Source organism: uncultured Corynebacterium sp. (assembly GCF_902489365.1).
Classification (GTDB): Bacteria; Actinomycetota; Actinomycetes; order Mycobacteriales; family Mycobacteriaceae; genus Corynebacterium.
Genome location: NZ_CABTZR010000128.1, coordinates 1 through 3,996, shown reverse-complemented (window position 1 = coordinate 3,996; position 3,996 = coordinate 1). Strand labels below are relative to the sequence as shown.

The window sequence follows — 3,996 nt, the reverse complement described above, 5'->3', positions numbered from 1 at the left end:
TGAGCCTGCACTCAACAACTACTTCCGCGTGGGAAACCTCACCGCGCTGCGCGAGTTGGCACTGCTGTGGCTAGCGGATCAGGTTGATGAGGCACTCATCACTTATCGCTCGGATCAGAAAATCACCGATACGTGGGAAGCACGTGAGCGGGTGGTTGTGGCCATCCAAAACGTTGCCCATGCTGAGACTCTTATCCGCCGCGGACGGCGCATCGCGACAAAATCTTCGGCGGAATTGCATGTGGTCCACGTTGTTTTCGGTGATTCCTTCACCTCTCGTTCCTCCTCGGTGGGAGGATCAGCGCAACAGCTCGCCCGGCTGCAGTCCTTAGCCCAGGATGTGGGCGCGCGGCTGCACCAGGTTACCGGGGACAGTGTCCCAGAAGCTCTGCTCAATTTTGCCCGGAGCGTCAACGCCACCCAGCTCGTAGTGGGGGTCTCGCCGCGGCGTCGTTTCGGCGTGCACTGGCACGGTACGGTAGCGGAAACGGTGCTGCGTGAATCCGGCTCGATTGACTGTCACATAGTCAACCTGCCCCCGGAAAAACCACTTCCGCTCACACGAATGCTGCATCCATTCCGCCCCTTCCCGCAGCGCGCCATCGCGTGGCTTAGCTCAGCGTTGGCTTTCGTGGGGCTCACTGCACTGTTGGTGCAGGCGGACGGCCAGGATTTGGGAACAGGTACTTGTTCCGCGTTCTACTTTGCGCTCATCCTGCTTGTCAGTTTGCTGGGAGGCCTGTGGCCGGCCGTAGTGGTGGCAGTGGCTTCCGGCCTAGCGGTCAACTGGTTCTTCACCGAGCCGATCCATACCTTCGATATTGCTGATCCCGCTAACGCCGTCATTGCCGTAGTCATGGTGGCTATTGCGCTGGCCGTCGGCATGCTCGTGCGCCGCGCCAAGATTGAGCGTGCGAACGCGGCTATTGCTGCGCGTGATGCCGAGCTACTCACGGTGTTTTCCCGCGCCGCCTTGAATCGCCGCGCGGATTCTTCTCCGAAGGATGCCGTGATGCGCAAGGTGGGGGAGGCTTTTAATTGTCGTAGAGCAGAGCTGCTGGATGAAAACGGTGACGTTCTTGCCACCTGGCGCGCAGCTACCCCCGAACGCACCTCGAAACACCTTCATATTCCCGAAAAAATTCGCCATGAACAGGAAGTGGACACCGTTGTTGCGAGCGCAGATGGCACGGTCCAGCTGCGTCTCGAGGGCCCGACACTGTCTGCTCGTGACCGAGGTCTGGTCACCGTGGTAGCGGGCTATCTCGCAGGCATTGTTCGCCGCGAAAAGCTCTCTGCTGAGGCCGCGCGCGCAGATGCGATAGCCGCTGCTGACGAGTTGCGCCGAGCGCTGCTGTCTAGTGTGAGCCACGACCTGCGTACCCCGCTGGCGACGGCCAAGTTGGCGGTATCCTCGTTGCGCAACGCCGACATTGAATTCACCCCCGAGGACCAAGATATGCTTTTGGCAGAAACTGCGGCGAGCATCGAGGAACTTACCGGGTTGGTCACCAATCTGTTGGATTACTCCCGGCTCACAGCCGGCGCCATAACCGCCCGCCGAGACATCGTCGACGTAGCCGAAGTGGCTAATCGCGCCATTGCTTCCTGCGCCTTTGGGCATTCCCGAGAGCAAATTGGGCGCATTCACCTAGACCCTAGCGTGCGTGGAGTTACGTGCTGCGCGGATACGGCGCTCATGGAGCGCGTCTTGGCCAATCTCTTCGATAACTCCTTGCGCTATGCACCAACCGGCGACGTTATCTTGAGCGCCCAGACCACCACCGAACAGGTAGAACTGATCGTCGTCGATGAAGGCCCGGGCATCCCACCGGAGAAGCAGAAGGAACTGTTCCAAGCGTTTCAGCGTTTGGGTGATACCAGCAACGACAACGGAGTAGGCCTTGGCCTTTCCGTTGTTCAAGGCTTTGTAGAAGCCATGGGCGGTAGCATCGAGGTGGCTGCCACCCCGGGCGCAACCTTTATTTTGCGGTTTCCCGTCGCGGGAGGAGAACAAAAATGACGACGAAGAAAACCAGCATCGCCATTGTGGACGATGACCCCCGCCTGCTTAACACGCTGAGTATTAACTTCAAGGCTCGTGGCTACGAGGTTCACCAGGCGCGTACAGGCGCTGAGGGACTACAGGTGGTGTCGCAGCAACAGCCAGACGTTGTGATTTTGGACATGGGGCTGCCGGATATGGATGGCACCGTCGTGCTGGAAGGAATCCGCGGGTGGTCTGCGGTACCGGTCATTATCCTGACGGCGCGCTCCGATCCGCTGTTTAGCGCCGCAGCTCTCGACCGCGGTGCGGACGACTACGTGACCAAGCCCTTCTCTATGGAGGAGCTTCTAGCCCGCGTGCGAGTGGCGTTGCGGCATGGTAGCCCACAGAGTCCGGTGAGGCGCACTGAGATCGCTGTGGTTCGCGCCGGGGATATCGTGATTGACGTTCCGCACCATTCCATCACCAAAGGCGGCAAGCCGCTGCATCTGACACCCACCGAGTGGGGCGTGCTCACCACGCTACTTCGCGCCCACGGTGGCTTGGTGCGCAAGGAGGACCTGCTCTCTGAGATCTGGGGTCCCGGCTTTGAGGGGCAGGGGCACTACCTCCGCATTTACACCTCCCAGTTGAGGCGCAAGTTGGAGGATGACCCCGCCCACCCACGTTTTCTACTCACAGAGCCCGGCTTGGGTTATCGCTTTGTGGTGCCAGAGCCAGGCAGAGAAGAGTACGGTTACTCGGAATAGTCGTAGAAGCCTTTGCCGGACTTGCGGCCCAGCTCCCCGCGGGCGACCATGTCGCGCATGAGCTGCGGCGGGCTAAAACGCTCACCTAGCTGGGATTCGAGGTAATCGGCGATGCCGAGGCGCACGTCCAGCCCGACGATGTCGGTCAGCTCCAGCGGGCCGATGGGGAATTTGTAGCCCAGTACCATGGCGTTGTCGATATCGCGCGGTGAGGCCACGCCTTCCTCCACCATGCGGATGGCCTCCAGCGCGATGGCCACGCCGAGGCGGGAGGAAGCGAAGCCGGGGGCATCCTTGACCACCACCGCGGTCTTGCCCAAGCCCTCGACCCAGCCTTTGGCCGTGTCCACGAGCGTGTCCGGGGTGGACTCGGCAACAACCACTTCCACCAGCTTGGAGGCCGGAACCGGGTTGAAGAAGTGCAGGCCAATGACGTCGTTGGGGATGCTTTCCGCCAGCTGCGATACCGACAGCGAGGAGGTATTCGTGGCGACGACGGCCTGAGGGGCCGCATCGGCGATATCCCGGAAGGCGGCTACCTTGAGATCCATTGATTCCGGAACTGCCTCAACCACGAGGTCGAAACCAGCAAAGGCGGAGGCGGCGGTGGAAAAGCTGAGCCGCTCATCCCAGGATTCGAAGGTGCCTTCCGCCCCGCGGTCGAGGGAGCCGCGGATGGCCTTGTGCACGCGCTCGCGAGCGGCGGCAACGGCATTCTCGTTGATATCCACCACGGTCACGGACGCGCCGGAGGCTAGGAAGGCGTGCGCGATGCCTGCGCCCATCCGGCCGCCGCCGAGCACGCCAACTTTGGCAGGAACCTGCAGTACTGGGGACATGAGTTGAATCTCCTTGTAAGTGGAAGGTTTATTTCTTGCGGTCCAGGAAGGCCTGCATCCGCTCAAACTTGGCGGGGGACTCAAAGAGCACGGCCTGGGCGATGTTGTCTACCGCCGGGGGCGCTGCATCAGGCATAGAGATGAGCTGCTTGGTCAAACGCACGGCCAGCGGGTCTTGCTGGGCAATGCGCCCGGCTAGTGCCAGGGCGCCGTCGACCAGCGCATCCGGCTCGTGCAGCTCGCTGACCAGGTGATTGGCCAGCGCCTCCTCGCCGTTGAGGATGCGCCCGGCCAGCAGAATCTCTTTCGCCAGCGGGGTGCCCACGCACTCCTTGAGGCGCCAGGTTGCACCCGCGGCGGCAGCGATACCCAGGCCGGCTTCAGGCTGGCCAAACTTGGC

At 61.6% G+C, this 3,996-nt stretch carries 4 protein-coding genes; 2 read left to right on the top strand and 2 right to left on the bottom strand.

Annotation, left to right across the window (positions count from 1 at the left end):
* Together RDN59_RS11605 and RDN59_RS11600 are read left to right on the top strand one after the other, a co-directional pair.
* A partial coding sequence (locus tag RDN59_RS11605) for an ATP-binding protein (protein ID WP_308607974.1) occupies positions 1-2,023 on the top strand: 2,023 nt, incomplete at its 5' end.
* Complete coding sequence (locus tag RDN59_RS11600) at positions 2,020-2,757, top strand: response regulator transcription factor (RefSeq protein WP_308607973.1); 738 nt, start codon at positions 2,020-2,022, stop codon at positions 2,755-2,757. The genes RDN59_RS11605 and RDN59_RS11600, both read left to right, overlap by 4 nt.
* Here RDN59_RS11600 and RDN59_RS11595 read toward each other — a convergent pair.
* Both RDN59_RS11595 and RDN59_RS11590 read right to left on the bottom strand, forming a co-directional pair.
* Positions 2,745-3,596, bottom strand: coding sequence for a 3-hydroxyacyl-CoA dehydrogenase family protein (locus tag RDN59_RS11595; protein WP_308607972.1), 852 nt, complete (start codon positions 3,594-3,596; stop codon positions 2,745-2,747). The two genes, RDN59_RS11600 and RDN59_RS11595, sit on opposite strands and share 13 nt — an antisense overlap.
* Positions 3,597-3,624: 28 nt before the next feature.
* Positions 3,625-3,996: enoyl-CoA hydratase-related protein (locus RDN59_RS11590; protein ID WP_308607971.1), on the bottom strand; the 372-nt coding region annotated here is incomplete at its 5' end.